The sequence below is a fragment of the Stenotrophomonas sp. GSD10 genome (assembly GCF_056172695.1).
This window is the reverse complement of the sequence record NZ_JAOCMC010000002.1, coordinates 498,729-514,879: the sequence shown is the minus strand read 5'-3', so window position 1 is coordinate 514,879 and position 16,151 is coordinate 498,729. Positions and strand designations below refer to the sequence as shown.

The 16,151-nt window shown below is 62.5% G+C and carries 25 protein-coding genes and 1 pseudogene; all 26 read right to left on the bottom strand.

All coding sequences use genetic code 11. The features are described 5' to 3' along the window. Positions 1-298: 298 nt before the first annotated feature. Complete coding sequence (gene secY / locus N4G47_RS02515; RefSeq protein WP_005415420.1) at positions 299-1,666, bottom strand: preprotein translocase subunit SecY; 1,368 nt, start codon at positions 1,664-1,666, stop codon at positions 299-301. A 7-nt stretch (positions 1,667-1,673) separates the two neighbouring features. Beyond that, a complete protein-coding gene (gene rplO / locus N4G47_RS02510) occupies positions 1,674-2,117 on the bottom strand; it encodes a 50S ribosomal protein L15 (protein WP_004154498.1) in 444 nt (147 codons plus the stop codon). 6 nt (positions 2,118-2,123) lie between these two features. Beyond that, positions 2,124-2,315 (bottom strand): 50S ribosomal protein L30, encoded by a 192-nt coding sequence (gene rpmD, locus N4G47_RS02505; protein WP_004145412.1) that lies wholly within the window; start codon positions 2,313-2,315, stop codon positions 2,124-2,126. After that, on the bottom strand, positions 2,308-2,850 hold the full coding sequence (gene rpsE / locus N4G47_RS02500) for a 30S ribosomal protein S5 (protein WP_005415419.1): 543 nt from the start codon (positions 2,848-2,850) through the stop codon (positions 2,308-2,310). Before rpsE ends, rpmD begins: the two co-directional genes overlap by 8 nt. Before the next feature lie 161 nt (positions 2,851-3,011). Further along, positions 3,012-3,371, bottom strand: coding sequence for a 50S ribosomal protein L18 (gene rplR, locus N4G47_RS02495; protein WP_197583409.1), 360 nt, complete (start codon positions 3,369-3,371; stop codon positions 3,012-3,014). A gap of 80 nt (positions 3,372-3,451) precedes the next feature. Then, positions 3,452-3,976: a 50S ribosomal protein L6 gene (gene rplF, locus N4G47_RS02490; protein WP_107229958.1), complete on the bottom strand. Its 525-nt coding sequence runs from the start codon at positions 3,974-3,976 to the stop codon at positions 3,452-3,454. A gap of 18 nt (positions 3,977-3,994) precedes the next feature. Next, positions 3,995-4,393 carry a 30S ribosomal protein S8 gene (gene rpsH, locus N4G47_RS02485; protein WP_005408210.1) on the bottom strand — a complete coding sequence of 133 codons (399 nt, stop codon included), beginning with the start codon at positions 4,391-4,393 and terminating at the stop codon, positions 3,995-3,997. 255 nt (positions 4,394-4,648) lie between these two features. Beyond that, positions 4,649-4,954 carry a 30S ribosomal protein S14 gene (rpsN, locus tag N4G47_RS02480; RefSeq protein ID WP_057497305.1) on the bottom strand — a complete coding sequence of 102 codons (306 nt, stop codon included), beginning with the start codon at positions 4,952-4,954 and terminating at the stop codon, positions 4,649-4,651. 18 nt (positions 4,955-4,972) lie between these two features. Continuing rightward, positions 4,973-5,515, bottom strand: coding sequence for a 50S ribosomal protein L5 (rplE, locus tag N4G47_RS02475; protein WP_004145361.1), 543 nt, complete (start codon positions 5,513-5,515; stop codon positions 4,973-4,975). An 11-nt stretch (positions 5,516-5,526) separates the two neighbouring features. Beyond that, positions 5,527-5,844, bottom strand: coding sequence for a 50S ribosomal protein L24 (gene rplX, locus N4G47_RS02470; protein WP_053519745.1), 318 nt, complete (start codon positions 5,842-5,844; stop codon positions 5,527-5,529). A gap of 16 nt (positions 5,845-5,860) precedes the next feature. After that, a complete protein-coding gene (gene rplN / locus N4G47_RS02465) occupies positions 5,861-6,229 on the bottom strand; it encodes a 50S ribosomal protein L14 (RefSeq protein WP_010483978.1) in 369 nt (122 codons plus the stop codon). Between the two features lie 12 nt (positions 6,230-6,241). Beyond that, a complete protein-coding gene (gene rpsQ / locus N4G47_RS02460) occupies positions 6,242-6,511 on the bottom strand; it encodes a 30S ribosomal protein S17 (RefSeq protein ID WP_053519744.1) in 270 nt (89 codons plus the stop codon). 11 nt (positions 6,512-6,522) lie between these two features. Continuing rightward, entirely contained in the window at positions 6,523-6,708 is a 186-nt protein-coding gene (gene rpmC / locus N4G47_RS02455) for a 50S ribosomal protein L29 (RefSeq protein WP_004154487.1), read from the bottom strand. Continuing rightward, positions 6,708-7,121, bottom strand: coding sequence for a 50S ribosomal protein L16 (gene rplP / locus N4G47_RS02450; protein WP_025879305.1), 414 nt, complete (start codon positions 7,119-7,121; stop codon positions 6,708-6,710). The genes rpmC and rplP overlap by 1 nt, the downstream gene beginning before the upstream one ends. Before the next feature lie 5 nt (positions 7,122-7,126). After that, positions 7,127-7,861 carry a 30S ribosomal protein S3 gene (gene rpsC, locus N4G47_RS02445; protein WP_004145350.1) on the bottom strand — a complete coding sequence of 245 codons (735 nt, stop codon included), beginning with the start codon at positions 7,859-7,861 and terminating at the stop codon, positions 7,127-7,129. A gap of 18 nt (positions 7,862-7,879) precedes the next feature. Beyond that, a complete protein-coding gene (gene rplV / locus N4G47_RS02440; protein WP_080375339.1) occupies positions 7,880-8,215 on the bottom strand; it encodes a 50S ribosomal protein L22 in 336 nt (111 codons plus the stop codon). A gap of 12 nt (positions 8,216-8,227) precedes the next feature. Beyond that, on the bottom strand, positions 8,228-8,497 hold the full coding sequence (rpsS, locus tag N4G47_RS02435; RefSeq protein WP_005415413.1) for a 30S ribosomal protein S19: 270 nt from the start codon (positions 8,495-8,497) through the stop codon (positions 8,228-8,230). A 6-nt stretch (positions 8,498-8,503) separates the two neighbouring features. Further along, positions 8,504-9,330: pseudogene (rplB, locus tag N4G47_RS02430) on the bottom strand (50S ribosomal protein L2). 10 nt (positions 9,331-9,340) lie between these two features. After that, on the bottom strand, positions 9,341-9,640 hold the full coding sequence (gene rplW / locus N4G47_RS02425) for a 50S ribosomal protein L23 (protein WP_004145338.1): 300 nt from the start codon (positions 9,638-9,640) through the stop codon (positions 9,341-9,343). Then, a complete protein-coding gene (gene rplD / locus N4G47_RS02420; protein ID WP_057497304.1) occupies positions 9,637-10,242 on the bottom strand; it encodes a 50S ribosomal protein L4 in 606 nt (201 codons plus the stop codon). Before rplD ends, rplW begins: the two co-directional genes overlap by 4 nt. A 12-nt stretch (positions 10,243-10,254) precedes the next feature. After that, positions 10,255-10,905: a 50S ribosomal protein L3 gene (gene rplC / locus N4G47_RS02415; protein WP_004145336.1), complete on the bottom strand. Its 651-nt coding sequence runs from the start codon at positions 10,903-10,905 to the stop codon at positions 10,255-10,257. Between the two features lie 11 nt (positions 10,906-10,916). Then, complete coding sequence (gene rpsJ, locus N4G47_RS02410) at positions 10,917-11,228, bottom strand: 30S ribosomal protein S10 (protein WP_005408208.1); 312 nt, start codon at positions 11,226-11,228, stop codon at positions 10,917-10,919. Between the two features lie 331 nt (positions 11,229-11,559). Beyond that, positions 11,560-12,750: an elongation factor Tu gene (tuf, locus tag N4G47_RS02405; protein ID WP_057497303.1), complete on the bottom strand. Its 1,191-nt coding sequence runs from the start codon at positions 12,748-12,750 to the stop codon at positions 11,560-11,562. 52 nt (positions 12,751-12,802) lie between these two features. Beyond that, positions 12,803-14,944, bottom strand: coding sequence for an elongation factor G (gene fusA, locus N4G47_RS02400; RefSeq protein ID WP_107229956.1), 2,142 nt, complete (start codon positions 14,942-14,944; stop codon positions 12,803-12,805). A gap of 138 nt (positions 14,945-15,082) precedes the next feature. After that, positions 15,083-15,556 carry a 30S ribosomal protein S7 gene (gene rpsG, locus N4G47_RS02395; protein ID WP_004145321.1) on the bottom strand — a complete coding sequence of 158 codons (474 nt, stop codon included), beginning with the start codon at positions 15,554-15,556 and terminating at the stop codon, positions 15,083-15,085. 12 nt (positions 15,557-15,568) lie between these two features. Next, a complete protein-coding gene (rpsL, locus tag N4G47_RS02390; protein ID WP_004145320.1) occupies positions 15,569-15,943 on the bottom strand; it encodes a 30S ribosomal protein S12 in 375 nt (124 codons plus the stop codon). Positions 15,944-16,151 lie beyond the last annotated feature (208 nt).

Genomic DNA, 16,151 nt, shown 5'->3' with positions numbered 1-16,151 from the left:
CCAATCCGGCAGGATGGATCAAAAAAGTGAACTAGCGATACTAACAAGGTTCCGGTTTACATGGAAGCCCGTGAAACCATTGGTTTCATGAACCCGGCCTGGGGAGTGTGCCCAGGCTCCGGCGCCGGATGGGGTTGGACCTGGGGTTTCCCCGGAGCCGCCCGCGCTACTCCAGCGCGGGACCACCTCATCACACCCCCACCCGGAACCGCTGCGGGGGCCGCCCTTCGTTTGTGTGGCCGGAGTCCGCGAAGCGGAGGGACCATCACGTCAGGAAGACGAAAGTATAACAGGCCAATCAGCCGCGGGCAAAGCCGCCGCGGTTGCCGCCCTTCAGGTTGGCCTTCTTCAACAGGCTCTCGTACTGGTGCGACATCAGGTGCGCCTGCACCTGGGCGATGAAGTCCATCACCACCACCACCACGATCAGCAGCGAAGTACCACCGAAGTAGAACGAGGCGTTCAGCTGCGTGCGCATCAGTTCCGGCAGCAGGCAGACGATCACCAGATAGGCCGAGCCAGCCGCGGTCAGGCGGGTCAGCACGCCGTCGATGTAATCGGCGGTGGCCTTGCCCGGACGGATGCCCGGAATCAGCGCGCCGGACTTCTTCAGGTTGTCGGCGGTTTCCTGCGAGTTGAACACCAGCGCGGTGTAGAAGAACGCAAAGCCGGTGATCAGTGCGGCGAACACGATCATGTGCAGCGGTTCGCCCGGGCCCAGGGCATTGGCGACCTTCTGCAGAACCTGGCCGAAGCTGCTCTGGTTGGCCGCCTGGCCGGACCACATGGCCAGGGTGGCCGGGAAGGCCAGCAGGCTCGAGGCGAAGATCGCCGGGATGACGCCAGCCATGTTGAGCTTCAGCGGCAGGAACGAGGTCTGGTTCATGTACGCGTTGCGACCACCCTGGCGGCGCGCGTAATTGACCGTGATCCGGCGCTGGCCACGCTCGACGAACACCACGAAGAAGGTGAAGGCGAGCACGACGATGGCGATCAGCAGCAGCTGGATGAACTGGATGTTGCCGTCGCGGTAGGCGTCGAAGGTGTGGATGACCGCACCCGGCAGGCCCGCCACGATACCGGCGAAGATGATCAGCGACACGCCGTTGCCGATGCCGCGCTCGGTGACCTGCTCACCGACCCACATCAGGAACATGGTGCCGGCGGTCAGCGCGACCACGGCGGTGAGCACGAAGCCCATGCCCGGCGCGTACACGACCGGAGCGCCCGACGGCGAGACCTGGCCCTGCAGGGCCAGCGCGATCGAACCGCCCTGCACCACAGCCAGCAGCACGGCGCCGATGCGCGAATACTGGGTGATCTTGCGGCGACCGGACTCACCTTCCTTCTGCATCGCCTTCAGGGCGGGGAAGATGTGCACGGCCAGCTGCATCACGATCGATGCCGAGATGTACGGCATCACGTTCAGCGCGAAGATGCTGAAACGGTGCAGGGCGCCGCCCGAGAACATGTTGAACATGTCCACGATGCCGCCGCCCTGCTGTTGCATCATGGCAAGCATGGCATCGGGATTGACGCCCGGCACCGGCACGTAGCAGCCGATGCGATAGACGATCAAAGCCCCGACGACGAACAGCAAACGTTGGCGAAGTTCAGTGAACTTGCCCATTCCGCCCGCGAGGTTACCGATGCCAGCTTGCGCCATGATTTTCTTACTCCGTTACGCTGCCGCCGGCAGCTTCGATCGCGGCCTTGGCACCAGCCGTGGCAGCAATACCCTTCAGGGTGAACGCCTTGGTCACTTCGCCCTTGACGACGACCTTGGCCTTCTTGGCAGTGCTCGGGACCAGCTTGGCAGCACGCAGGGCGGCGAAGTCGATCTCACCGGCCGGCAGCTTGTCCAGCGCGTACAGCAGCACTTCAGCGGTGTCCTTGGCGATCGGCGAACGGAAGCCGATCTTCGGCAGACGACGCTGCATGGGGGTCTGGCCGCCTTCGAAGCCAGCCTTGATCTTGCCGCCACCCTTGCGGGCGAACGAACCCTTGTGGCCGCGGCCGGCAGTCTTGCCCAGGCCCGAGCCGATACCGCGACCGACGCGGGTGCGCTCGGTGCGGGCGCCCGGTGCCGGGCTCAGTTCATTGAGACGCAGAGTCATGATCGATTACTCCTCAACCTTGACGAGGTAGTGAACGGTGTTGATCAGGCCGCGAACCTGCGGGCTGTCCTTCAGTTCACGCACATCGTTGAGCTTGTTCAGACCCAGAGCACGCACCGACAGGCGGTGACGCGACTGAGCACCACGCAGGCCGCGCACCAGGCGCACCTTCACAGTCTTGTTGGACTCATTAGCCATGGTTGAGTTCCTCCACCTTCTTGCCGCGCTTGGCCGCGATGCGAGCCGGCGACTGCGCTGCAGTCAGGCCCTTCACGGTGGCACGCACCAGGTTGATCGGGTTGCGCGAGCCGGTGGCCTTGGCCAGCACGTTCTTCACGCCAACCGCTTCCAGCACGGCGCGCATGGCACCGCCGGCGATGACGCCGGTACCTTCCGAAGCCGGCTGCATGAACACGCGGGCTGCGCCGTGACCATCCTTGATGGTGTGCCACAGGGTGCCGTTGTTCAGGTCAACGCTGACCAGGTTCTTGCGAGCCTGTTCCATCGACTTCTGGATGGCGACCGGCACTTCGCGGGCCTTGCCATAGCCGAAACCGACCTTGCCTTCGCCGTCGCCGACCACGGTCAGGGCGGTGAAGGTGAACTGGCGGCCACCCTTGACGGTCTTGCTGACGCGGTTGACCGCGACCAGCTTTTCGATCATGCCGTCGTCGATCTTCTCTTCGCGGTTACGGTCGCGATCGCGACCCCGCTGCTGACGCTCTTCTGCCATGTTGATTCCTTGGTTGTTTGGGTATGTACGGCTCGAGGCCGCTTATGGTTGTGAAGTGACGCGTCGTTCCGGTGGGCCGCTGCAGAAGAGCGGCGCCGTCCAGCCTCACTCAGGCTGGCGAGCAGGCGGGCAGAGGACCCGAAGTCCCCTGCCCTTATCCCTTAGAACTGCAGGCCGGCTTCGCGGGCGGCTTCTGCCAGGGCCTTGATGCGGCCGTGGTAGCGGTAGCCCGAACGATCGAAGGCAACCTTCTCGACGCCGGCGGCCTTGGCGCGCTCAGCGACGATGCGGCCGACCTTGGCAGCGGCGTCAGCGTTCTTGCCGTTCTTCAGGCCTTCCTTGATGTCGGCCTGGGTGGTGTTGGCAGCAGCCAGCACCTTGGAACCGTCGGCAGTGAAGACCTGGGCGTACAGGTGCTGACCGGTGCGCAGCACCGACAGACGGGCAACGCCGAGCTCACGGATGTGGGCGCGGGTCGACTTGGCGCGACGCAGGCGGGCGATGTTCTTGTTCATTTTGATTGTTCCTTGAAAGCTGAAGGTTGGGCTGTTCCCTGAGGAGTCCGCACAGGGATGTGCGGGCTCTTGCGAGGGACTCGCACTTACGCCTTCTTGGCTTCCTTACGGATGATGACTTCGTCGGAGTACTTCACGCCCTTGCCCTTGTACGGCTCCGGCTTGCGGAACGCACGGATCTTGGCGGCGACTTCACCGACGACCTGCTTGTCAGCGCCCTGGACCAGGATCTCGGTCTGGGTCGGGGTCGACAGCGTGATGCCTTCCGGCGCCACGAACACGACCGGGTGCGAGAAGCCCAGCGACAGGCTCAGGTCCTTGCCCTGCATGGCGGCGCGGTAACCCACGCCGACCAGCTCCAGCTTGCGCTCGAAGCCTTCGGACACGCCCTTGACCATGTTGGACAGGATCGCACGCACGGTACCGGTCAGCGCGACCAGCTCAGCATTCTCGGTGCTCAGGGTGGCAACGCCGTTGTCGACGTTGATGGCAATACCGGCCGGCTTGGCCAGCGACAGGGTGCCCTTCGGGCCCTTGACGGTGACGGATTCGGACTGGACGTTCAGTTCAACCTTACCCAGGTCGACGGGCTTCTTGGCTACGCGGGACATAGTTCTACTCCTTTCGCCTTAGGCCACGAAGCACAGGACTTCGCCGCCGACGCCCAGCTGGCGCGCCTGCGCATCAGTCATGATGCCCTTGGAGGTGGAAATGATGGAGATACCCAGGCCGTTCATGACCTTCGGCAGCTCGCTCTTGCCGCGGTACTGGCGCAGGCCCGAACGCGAGAAGCGCTTCAGGGTCGCGATGACCGGCTTGCCTTCGAAATACTTCAGCACGATTTCCAGCTCGGACTTGTTGTTTTCCAGCTGGGTCACGCGCAGGTCGGTGATGTAACCCTCGTCCTTCAGGACCTGGGCGATCGCAACCTTGATCTTGGACGACGGGGCTTTCACCGTCTGCTTGCCAACCGCAGCCGCATTCTTGATGCGGACCAGCAGGTCGGCGATGGGATCAGTCATGCTCATATGAGTACCTTTGAGTGCACCGATATCCGCTTTCGCGAAAATCTGTTGTCTCCTGGAAACGGGCCAGGTCCCTTCTTGCGGCAGGCCAGTGGCCCGCCCTAAAACCCGGTTTGCACAGGGCAAGACGCGGGAGTATACGCCAAAAGAGCCCGACTTGCGTCGGGCTCTTCGGGTTTTTCGCAGAAGGGAAGCTGAACGCCTCCCTCCCCGGTTCAGGAACCCCCAGGGGGCTCCTGATCGCAGGGCCGGCTGGGATTACCAGCTGGCCTTGCGCAGGCCCGGGACGTCGCCACGCATGGTGGCTTCACGCAGCTTGTTGCGGCCGAGGCCGAACTTGCTGTAAACGCCACGCGGACGGCCGGACAGCTCGCAGCGGTTGCGCTGGCGGCTCGGCGACGAGTCGCGCGGCAGCTTGGCCAGCTTGGTAGCGGCTTCGATCTTCTCTTCGTAGGTCGCGTCCACCGAGGACACGATCTTCTTCAGAGCCGCACGCTTGTCAGCGTACTTCTTGGCCAGCTTTTCCCGCTTGATGTCGCGGTTGACCATGGAGGTCTTTGCCATTTCGGTTTCCTCGACAGATCAGTTACGGAACGGGAACTTGAACGCTGCCAGCAGCGCCTTCGCTTCCGCGTCGGTCTTCGCAGTGGTGGTGATGGCGATATCCATACCGCGGATCGCGTCGACGGCGTCGAAGTCGATTTCCGGGAAGATGATCTGTTCCTTCACACCCATGTTGAAGTTGCCGCGACCGTCGAAGGAACGACCGGAAACACCACGGAAGTCGCGCACGCGCGGCAGCGAGATGTTGATCAGGCGGTCCAGGAACTCGTACATCTTGTGGCGACGCAGCGTGGTCTTGCAGCCGATCGGCCAGCCATCACGGATCTTGAACGACGCAACCGAGATACGCGACTTGGTGACAACCGGCTTCTGGCCGGAAATCTTGGTCATGTCGCCGACGGCGTTTTCCAGGATCTTCTTGTTGGTGGCCGCTTCGCCGACACCCATGTTCAGGGTGACCTTGACGAGCTTCGGCACTTCCATCGGATTGGTGTAGCCGAACTGCTTCATCAGCGCCGGCACCACTTCTTCCTTGTAGAACTTTTCGAGACGGGAAGTCATCTTCACATTCCTCAGGCGTCGAGCGCCTCACCGCTGGAGCGGAACACACGCAGTTTGCGTCCATCCTCCAGCACCTTGAAGCCAACGCGTTCGCCCTTGCCCGAAGCCGGGTTCAGCACATTCACGTTGGAGATATGGATCGAAGCTTCACGCTCGACCACGCCGCCGGCAACGCCTGCCTGCGGGTTCGGCTTGGTGTGGCGCTTGACGATGTTCACGTTGGCGACGACCACACGGTCGCCGTCGACGCGGACGACTTCGCCCTGCTTGCCCTTGTCCTTGCCGGTGTTGACGACGACCTGGTCGCCCTTCTTGATACGGTTAGCCATGATTATCTCCTGTCGCTCACAGCACTTCGGGAGCGAGCGAGACGATCTTCATGAACTTCTCCGAACGAAGTTCACGGGTCACCGGCCCGAAGATACGGGTGCCGATCGGCTCCTGCTTGTTGTTCAGCAGAACGGCAGCGTTGCCGTCGAAGCGGATCAGCGAGCCGTCGGCGCGACGCACACCCTTGCGGGTACGCACCACGACGGCGTCATACACTTCGCCCTTCTTGACCTTGCCGCGCGGAATCGCATCCTTCACGGTGACCTTGATGATGTCGCCGATGCCGGCGTAACGGCGCTTGGAACCACCCAGCACCTTGAAGCACATCACCTGCTTGGCACCCGAATTGTCCGCGACGTCAAGGTAGCTCTGCATCTGGATCATGATTCAGACTCCTTATTCAGCCGCACGCGTGATGACTTCCACCACGCGCCAGTTCTTGGTCTTGGACATCGGAGCAATCTCGGTCACGCGGACGACATCGCCTTCCTTGCAGGCGTTGTCGGCATCGTGGGCGTGCAGCTTGGTCGAGCGCTTGATGTACTTGCCGTACAGCGCGTGCTTGACCTGACGCTCAACCAGGACGGTAACCGTCTTGTCCATCTTGTTGCTGACGACACGGCCTTCGACCGTGCGCAGCGTCTTGTTTTCAGTATTGTCGCTCATAGCGGCCATCCTTACTTCGTGCTGCCGAGCAGGGTCTTGACGCGAGCAATCTCGCGACGGACCCGGCGGATGTCGTGGGTCTTCGGCAGCTGGCCGGTGACCTGCTGCATACGGACAGAGAACTGTTCCTTACGCAGGTCGATCAGGTGGGCCTTCAGTTCGTCAGCCGACTTTTCACGGAGAGTTTTGATATCCATCAGCGCACCGTACGGGTCACGAAAGTGGTGGTGACCGAGAGCTTGGCGGCGGCCAGGCGGAACGCCTCGCGTGCCACTTCTTCGGTAACACCCTCGATTTCATAGATCATGCGGCCGGGCTGGATCTGGGCCACCCAGTATTCCACGTTGCCCTTACCCGAACCCATTCGAACTTCGATGGGCTTCTTGGTGATGGGCTTGTCGGGGAACACGCGGATCCACATCTTGCCGCCGCGCTTGACGTAGCGGCTGATCGAGCGGCGGGCCGCTTCGATCTGACGCGCGGTCAGCTGACCGTGTGCGGTTGCCTTCAGGCCGTATTCGCCGAAGCTGACAGCGTTGGCGCTCCAGCTCAGGCCTTCGTTACGGCCCTTGTGTACCTTGCGGTACTTGGTTCGCTTGGGTTGCAACATTGTCGTTACCTCGCTTCACGAGCCGGGCGCTGACGGTCACCACGGTCGCCGCGATCGTGACGATCGTTGCGCGACGGGGTGTCGTCCTGCTTTTCCTGGCCAACCTGGGAGAAATCGAAGACTTCGCCCTTGTAGATCCAGACCTTGATGCCGATGATGCCGTAGGTCGTCTTGGCTTCAGCGAAGCCATAGTCGATGTCGGCACGCAGGGTGTGCAGCGGCACGCGGCCTTCGCGGTACCACTCCGAACGGGCGATTTCTGCACCGTTGAGGCGGCCACCCACGTTGACCTTGATGCCCAGGGCACCCAGGCGCATCGCGTTGCCGACCGAGCGCTTCATGGCGCGGCGGAACATGATGCGACGCTCAAGCTGCTGGGCGATCGACTCGGCAACGAGCTGCGCGTCCAGTTCCGGCTTGCGCACTTCGGTGACGTTGATGTGCGCCGGGACGCCCATCATCTCGCTCACTTCCTTGCGCAGCTTCTCGATGTCCTCACCGCGCTTGCCGATCACCACGCCCGGACGGGCGGTGTGGATCGTCACGCGAGCGGTCTTGGCCGGACGCTCGATCAGGATCTTGCTGATGCCGGCCTGAGCCAGCTTCTTGCGCAGCATTTCGCGCACTTTCAGGTCGGCTGCCAGGTAACCAGCGAACTCGGCCTTGTTGGCGTACCACTTGGAGTTCCAGTCCTTGGAAATACCGAGACGGATACCAATCGGATGAACTTTATGACCCATGGTCTTTTCCTTATCCGCTTACTTGCCGGCGCCCACAACCACAGTGATGTGGCTGGTGCGCTTGAGGATGCGGGTACCGCGGCCTTTCGCCCGCGCCATGAAACGCTTCAGGGTCGGACCTTCATCAACCATGATGGTCTGAACCTTCAGCTCGTCGACGTCGGCGCCCTGGTTGTTCTCGGCGTTGGCAATAGCCGACTCCACCACCTTCTTGATCAGGTGGGCAGCCTTCTTGTCCGAGAACTTCAGCAGGTTGACCGCACGCTCGGCCGGCAGACCGCGCACCTGGTCAGCGACCAGACGAGCCTTCTGCGGGGAGATGCGCGCAGTGCGCAGGATGGCTTTCGCTTCCATTGTCATCTCTCCTTACTTGCCCGACTTCTTGTCACCACCGTGACCCTTGAAGGTCCGGGTGATGGCAAATTCGCCGAGCTTGTGGCCGACCATGTTCTCGTTGACGAGAACCGGGATGTGGTTCTTGCCGTTATGCACGGCAATGGTGATGCCTACCATGTCAGGCAGGATCATCGAACGGCGCGACCAGGTCTTGATCGGCTTCTTGCTGCCCGCAGCGGCCTCCACCTTCTTGACGAGGTGGTGATCGACGAACGGGCCCTTCTTGAGTGAACGTGCCATGGTCGATTAGCCCCTACGATCGCGGACGATGAACTGCTGAGTGCGCTTGTTATGGCGCGTCTTGTAACCCTTGGTCGGGACACCCCACGGGGTGACCGGGTGCGGGTTACCCTGGCCGGCCTTCGCCTCACCACCACCGTGCGGGTGGTCAACCGGGTTCATGGCAGCACCACGAACGGTCGGGCGGACGCCGCGCCAGCGCTTGGCACCGGCCTTGCCCAGCTTTTCCAGGCTGTGCTCGTCGTTGCCGACTTCGCCGATGGTGGCGCAGCACTCGACCGGAACCTTACGCATTTCACCCGAGCGCAGGCGCAGGGTGGCGTAGATGCCTTCACGGGCCACCAGCTGCACGGCCGCACCCGCGGCACGGGCGATCTGAGCGCCCTTGCCGGGCTTCAGTTCGATGCAGTGGATGGTGGTACCGACCGGGATGTTGCGCAGCGGCAGGGTGTTGCCGGCCTTGATCGGGGCGTCCGAACCAGCGATCACCTGATCACCAGCCTTCAGACCCTTCGGGGCGATGATGTAGCGGCGCTCACCGTCGACGTAGCACAGCAGGGCGATGTGGGCGGTGCGGTTCGGATCGTATTCGATGCGTTCCACGCGCGCCGGGATGCCCAGCTTGTTGCGCTTGAAGTCGATGATGCGGTAGTGCTGCTTGGCACCACCACCGACGTGACGCACGGTGATGCGGCCGTGGTGGTTACGACCACCCGAGCGGCTCTGCGACTCGACCAGTGCGGCGTGCGGAGCACCCTTGTGCAGGTCGGGCGTGACCACGCGCACGGCCGAACGACGACCGGGGAAGTGGGCTTGAATTTCATCAATGGCATGGGATGTACCTCAGGCCTTGGCCGTTACATCGATCGACTGGCCGTCGGCCAGGCGAACGTACGCCTTGCGCCAATCGCCGCGGCGGCCAGCACGGTTACGGAAGGACTTGTTCTTGCCCTTGACGTTGACCACGTTGACGGCTTCGACCTTGACGTCGAACAGCTGCTCAACCGCGGCCTTTACATCGGCCTTGGTGGCTTCGTTCGAAACTTCGAAGACATACTGGTTGGAGAGTTCCTGCAGGCGCGCGGTCTTTTCGGAGACACGCGGGGCACGCAGCACGCTGAAGATTTTTTCGTTGCTGTTCATGCCAGCCACTCCTCGACCTTCTTGACCGCGTCAGCGGTGATGACGACCGTGTCGGCACCGACCAGCGACACCGGATCCAGGCCCTGGACGTCACGCACCTGCACGTACGGCAGATTGCGGGCGGACAGGTACAGGTGCTCGGAGGCATCTTCGGTGACGATCAGCGGGCGCTTGCCCACTTCCAGGCCGGCCAGCTTGGCGATCAGACCCTTCGTGCTGGTGGCTTCGACATCGAATGCCTCCACGATGGTCAGACGGCCCTGACGGTTCAGCTCGGACAGGATCGCGCACATGGCGGCACGGTACTGCTTACGATTGACCTTCTGCTCGAAGCTGCGCGGCTTGGCCGCGAAGGTGACACCGCCGCCGACGAAGATCGGAGCCGTCAGTGCGCCATGACGCGCGCCGCCGCCCTTCTGCTTCTTCGACTTCTTGGTGGTACCAGCCACTTCGGAGCGAGTCTTCTGTGCCTTGGTGCCGGCGCGACCGGCGTTGCGGTAAGCAACGACGACCTGGTGGACCAGATCTTCGCTGAAATCGCGACCGAACACGGCTTCGGAGACCGAGACCTTGTTGTTGCTACCCGTGATAACGAGTTCCATCGTCATCTCTCCTTATGCCTTGCTCGCCGGACGGACGATCACATCGCCACCCGCCGCGCCCGGAACGGCGCCGCGAACCGCGATCAGACCGCGCTCGACGTCGACCTTGACCACTTCCAGGTTCTGGGTGCTCTGCTGCACCGCGCCCATGTGGCCCGACATCTTCTTGCCCGGGAAAACGCGACCCGGGGTCTGGCGCTGACCCAGCGAACCCGGCGCGCGATGCGACAGCGAGTTACCGTGGGTTGCATCGCCCATACGGAAGTTGTGGCGCTTGATGGTGCCCTGGAAGCCCTTACCCTTGGTGACACCCTGGACGTCGACGATCTGGCCGACTTCGAAGATGTCCGCCTTGACTTCGCCGCCAACGGCGAAATCGCCGAGCTGCGCGTCTTCAACGCGGAATTCCCACAGGCCACGACCCGCTTCCACCTTCGCCTTGGCGAAGTGGCCGGCTTCCGGCTTGTTGACCAGGGCAGCGCGACGCGCGCCGACGGTCACCTGCACGGCGCTGTAGCCGTCGGTTTCGACGGTCTTGATCTGCGCGATGCGGTTCGGGGTTGCTTCGATCAGGGTCACCGGGATGGAACGACCATCTTCGGTGAACACGCGGCTCATGCCGGCCTTGCGGCCCACGAAGCCCAACGAATACTTCTTCGTCATGGTCGTAGTCCTCAGGTCAGCTTGATCTGAACGTCGACGCCGGCAGCCAGTTCGAGCTTCATCAGCGCGTCCACGGTCTTGTCATTCGGGTCAACGATATCGAGCACGCGCTTGTGCGTGCGGGTCTCGTACTGGTCACGCGCGTCCTTGTCGACGTGCGGGGAGACGAGAACGGTGTAACGCTCGATCTTGGTCGGCAGCGGGATCGGGCCACGCACTTGCGCGCCGGTCCGCTTTGCCGTTTCAACGATCTCGCTGGCCGAACGGTCGATCAGACGATGATCGAACGCTTTCAGCCGGATCCGGATCTTTTGGTCCGCCATGGCGGTAGGTTCCTTCGTTAAAAGAGCGACAGACAAAGCCTCTGGGTTGCTTTGTCCCATGAAATTCCTGAATACGGACGGCCCACACTCCTGCAGGCCGACAAGGTCAATCCGTAGACCTCAAAAACGTAGGCAGACCCGTTCCCAGGCCTGCCCAGACGTAGAAGCATAATGGCACGCAAGGCAGCTGTCAACAGTCGCCTGTTGACGCCGCCTGAATGGCATTGACCCTTCCTGGTCCGGGAACACAAGGCACATCCTGTGCCTGCTTTCCCATTTGATACGCCCCGATGCCCTACCCAGGCAACATCGGGGCGCAGATACTACCAGATTACTCGATGATCTTCGAGACCACGCCGGCGCCGACGGTACGGCCGCCTTCGCGGATGGCGAAGCGCAGGCCTTCGTCCATTGCCACCGGGTTGATCAGGGTGACTTCCATCTTGATGTTGTCACCCGGCATCACCATTTCGACGCCTTCCGGCAGCTTGGCAGCGCCGGTGATGTCGGTGGTGCGGAAGTAGAACTGCGGACGGTAGCCGTTGAAGAACGGGGTGTGACGGCCGCCCTCGTCCTTCGACAGGACGTAGACTTCGCCTTCGAACTTGGTGTGCGGCTTGATCGAACCCGGCTTGGCCAGAACCTGGCCACGCTCGACGTCGTCACGCTTGGTGCCGCGCAGCAGCAGACCGGCGTTGTCGCCTGCCTGGCCCTGGTCCAGCAGCTTGCGGAACATTTCGACGCCGGTCACGGTGGTCTTCTGCACCGGACGGATACCGACGATTTCGATTTCGTCGCCGACCTTGATGATGCCGCGCTCGATACGACCGGTCACCACGGTGCCGCGGCCCGAGATCGAGAACACGTCTTCCACCGGCATCAGGAACGGCTTGTCGATCGCACGCTCCGGCTCCGGAATCCAGGTGTCCAGGGCGTCGACCAGCTTCAGGATGGCCGGCACGCCGATGTCGCTCTGGTCGCCTTCCAGCGCCAGACGGGCCGAACCGGCGATGATCGGGGTGTCGTCGCCCGGGAACTCGTACTTGCTCAGCAGTTCGCGAACTTCCATCTCGACCAGCTCGAGCAGCTCGGCGTCGTCAACCATGTCGGCCTTGTTCAGGAACACGACGATGTACGGCACGCCGACCTGACGCGACAGCAGGATGTGCTCGCGGGTCTGCGGCATCGGGCCGTCAGCGGCCGAGCACACCAGGATCGCGCCGTCCATCTGGGCGGCACCGGTGATCATGTTCTTGACGTAGTCAGCGTGGCCCGGGCAGTCAACGTGGGCGTAGTGACGGGTCGGGGATTCGTATTCGACGTGCGCGGTCGAGATCGTGATACCACGAGCCTTTTCTTCCGGCGCGGCGTCGATGGCGTCATACGCCTTGAACTCGCCACCGAAACGCTCGGCACCGATCTTGGTCAGTGCGGCGGTCAGCGTGGTCTTGCCATGGTCGACGTGACCGATGGTGCCGACGTTGACGTGCGGCTTGGTGCGCTCGAACTTACCCTTTGCCATTGTTCTATACCTTGATTGTTCGTAAGTGGTTTCAAGAGAGGCTGAGCGAGGCTCAGCCCTTCTTCATGACGGCTTCGGCGATGTTGGTCGGCGCCGGCTCGTAGTGATCGAATTCCATGGTGAAGGTGGCGCGGCCCTGGGTCTGCGAACGCAGCGCAGTGGCGTAGCCGAACATTTCACCCAGCGGGATCATCGCGTTGATGATGCTGGCCGAACCGTCACCAGTGGTGTCGGAACCCTGCAGCACGCCGCGACGACGGCTGACGTCGCCCATCACGTCACCCTGGTAATCCTCCGGGGTCACGATCTCGACCTTCATGATCGGCTCCAGCAGCACCGGCTTGGCCTTGGCGAAGCCCTGCTTGAAGGCCATCGACGAAGCCAGCTTGAACGCCATTTCCGAGGAGTCGACGTCGTGGTACGAACCGAACACCAGCTTCACCTTGACGTCCACGACCGGGAAGCCAGCCAGCGGACCGCTGGTGATGGTTTCGCGCAGGCCCTTCTCGACCGACGGAATGAATTCCTTCGGGATCACGCCGCCGGTGATGTCGTTGATGAACAGGAAGTCGTCCTTGATGGCCGGAGCCAGCTTCGGATCGGCACGGTCGGCAGCGGTGATCGGCGACAGCTCGATCACGACGTGACCGTACTGACCCTTACCACCGGACTGCTTGGCGTGCTTGTAGTCCGACTTGACGTCGGCCAGGGTGATGGTTTCGCGGTAGGCCACCTGCGGCGCGCCGACGTTGGCTTCAACGTTGAACTCGCGCTTCAGGCGGTCGACGATGATGTCCAGGTGCAGCTCGCCCATGCCCGAGATGATGGTCTGGCCGGATTCTTCGTCGGTCTTGACGCGGAACGACGGATCTTCCTGCGCCAGACGGCCCAGGGCCAGACCCATCTTTTCCTGGTCCGACTTGGTCTTCGGCTCGACAGCCATCGAGATCACCGGCTCCGGGAACGTCATGCGCTCCAGGATGATCGGGGCGTCCACGGCGCACAGGGTGTCACCGGTGGTGGTGTCCTTCAGGCCCACGGCCGCGGCGATGTCACCGGCCAGAACTTCCTTGATTTCCTCGCGGTTGTTCGAGTGCATCTGCAGGATGCGGCCGATGCGCTCCTTCTTGCCCTTCACCGAGTTCAGCACGGTGTCGCCACCGTTCAGGGTGCCCGAGTAGACACGGAAGAAGGTCAGCGCGCCGACGAACGGGTCGGTGATGATCTTGAAGGCCAGCGACGAGAACGGAGCCTTGTCGTCCGACTTGCGGGTCATTTCGACGGTGTCGTCGTCAACGTCCACGCCCTTCACGTCCGGCACGTCGACCGGCGACGGCAGCAGCTGGATCACGCCGTCCAGCATGGCCTGCACGCCCTTGTTCTTGAAGGCCGAGCCGCAGTACATCGGCACGATTTCGGTGGCCAGGGTGCGGGTACGCAGCGCGTTGATGATTTCAGCCTCGGCCAGCTCTTCGCCGCCCAGGTACTTTTCCATCAGCTCTTCGCTGGCTTCGGCAGCGGTCTCGACCATGAACTGGCGAGCTTCTTCCGCCGGGCCCTGCAGGTCGGCCGGGATGTCGCTGTATTCGAACTTCATGCCCTGCGAGGCTTCATCCCAGTGGATGGCCTTCATCTTCAGCAGGTCGACGACGCCCTTGAAGTTGTCTTCAGCGCCGATCGGCAGCTGCATCGGCACGGCAACGGCGCCCAGCTTGGCCTTCAGCTGGCCGACGACCTTCTGGAAGTTGGCACCGGTGCGGTCCATCTTGTTGACGAACGCAATGCGCGGCACGTGGTACTTGTTGGCCTGGCGCCACACGGTTTCCGACTGCGGCTGCACGCCACCGACGGCACACAGCACGAAGACGGCACCGTCGAGCACGCGCAGCGAGCGCTCCACTTCGATGGTGAAGTCGACGTGCCCGGGGGTGTCGATGATGTTGAAGCGGTGCTCCGGCAGGGACTTGTCCATGCCCTTCCAGAACGCGGTGGTGGCAGCGGACTGGATCGTGATGCCACGCTCCTGCTCCTGCTCCATCCAGTCCATGGTGGCGGCGCCGTCATGCACTTCACCGATCTTGTGGCTCTTGCCGGTGTAGAACAGGATGCGCTCGGACGTGGTGGTCTTGCCGGCATCGATGTGGGCCATGATGCCGAAGTTGCGGTAACGCTCGATGGGAGTGGAACGGGCCACGGGGAGCCTCTCAGATTTCTTGGAATTCGGATGGCCGAACGCCGCCTTGCGGCGGCCTTCGGATTGGCGCAGCCCTTCTGGGGCCGCGAGGCAGCACCGTAATGGTGCTGCCCTGCCTGTTTTACAAGGCCGTCAAACTCACCAGCGGTAGTGGGCGAATGCCTTGTTGGCTTCGGCCATGCGGTGGGTTTCTTCGCGCTTCTTGATGGCGCCGCCACGGTTTTCCGAGGCGTCGATCAGTTCAGCAGCCAGCTTCTTCGGCATGGTGTTCTCACCACGCTTGCGCGCGGAGTCGATCAGCCAGCGCATGGCCAGAGCCATCTTGCGCGACGAACGCACTTCGACCGGCACCTGGTAGGTGGCACCACCGACGCGGCGCGACTTGACTTCGACCGCCGGAGCGACGTTGTCCAGCGCCTTCTGCACCAGCTCAATGGCGTTGGCGCTGCTGTTCTTCTCGGTGATCACGTCCATGGCGCCGTACACGATCTTTTCGGCGACGGACTTCTTGCCGCTCTGCATGACCATGTTGATGAAGCGGGCGATGGTTTCGCTTCCGTGCTTCGGATCGGGCAGGACGGAACGCTGCGGAGTATTACCCTTACGCGACATAGTGCTCTCTCCTTATGCCTTCGGACGCTTGGCGCCGTACTTGGAACGGGCCTGGCGACGCTTGGCAACGCCGGCGGCGTCGAGCGAGCCACGAACGGTGTGGTAACGCACACCCGGCAGGTCCTTGACGCGACCGCCGCGGATCAGGACCACGGAGTGCTCCTGCAGGTTGTGGCCTTCACCACCGATGTAGGAGATCACTTCTTCCTGGTTGGTCAGGCGGACCTTGGCAACCTTGCGCAGAGCCGAGTTCGGCTTCTTCGGAGTGGTGGTGTAGACACGGGTGCAGACGCCACGGCGCTGCGGGCACTTGTCGAGCGCCGGCGAGGCACTCTTGTAGGTGGTCGCTTGCCGCGGCTTGCGGACCAGCTGGTTGATCGTCGCCATCAGTAGGTTCTTCTGATTGGTGGCCGGAAAATCCGACCAGAGATGCGGAAATGTTAAAGCAGGCCGAAATTTTGGCCTGCTGAGACAGACGATTGTAGCAACCTGCCAGGAAAGCAGTCAAACGCCTCCTGTCAAGCCCGTTCCTGATCCCGGAACGTTACTGGGGGGCCTCCATGTACCCCGTTCAGGTTGGCGGGGTGAACCGCGA